This is a genomic window from Burkholderia sp. BCC0506 (assembly GCF_902833145.1).
Lineage (GTDB): Bacteria > Pseudomonadota > Gammaproteobacteria > Burkholderiales > Burkholderiaceae > Burkholderia.
In genome coordinates this window covers 1-423 of sequence record NZ_CADFEN010000042.1, presented here as the reverse complement: position 1 = coordinate 423, position 423 = coordinate 1, and the positions used below count along the sequence as shown (strand labels likewise).

2 tRNA genes are annotated in these 423 nt (G+C 50.1%); both read left to right on the top strand.

Annotated elements, in window-relative coordinates:
- The first annotated feature begins 26 nt into the window (after positions 1 to 26).
- A tRNA-Ile gene (locus HWX62_RS32885) sits at positions 27 to 103 on the top strand.
- 38 nt (positions 104 to 141) lie between these two features.
- Positions 142 to 217 (top strand) — tRNA-Ala (locus tag HWX62_RS32880).
- Positions 218 to 423: the final 206 nt, after the last annotated feature.

The following is a 423-nucleotide window of genomic DNA, read 5'->3' as shown; positions in this document are numbered from 1 at the left end:
CGGCTGTAAATTAAAGACAGACTCAGGGGTCTGTAGCTCAGTCGGTTAGAGCACCGTCTTGATAAGGCGGGGGTCGTTGGTTCGAATCCAACCAGACCCACCATTGTCTGGCGGTAGGTACCTGAGGGAATCTGTACTCATGGGGGCATAGCTCAGCTGGGAGAGCACCTGCTTTGCAAGCAGGGGGTCGTCGGTTCGATCCCGTCTGCCTCCACCAATCACCAACGCCAAGAGTTTGCTGAAAAATCAGCGAGCACTTTGCATTGGCGATTGAGCCAGTCAGAGGATATCAACAGATATCGGCTGTCGTTCTTTAACAATCTGGAAGAAGTAAGTAATTTGGATAGCGGAAGCGTCTTTGAGATGGACGTGGAAACTATCCGGGTTGTGATTGTATCGATGTATCTCAAGATGATTCGAACT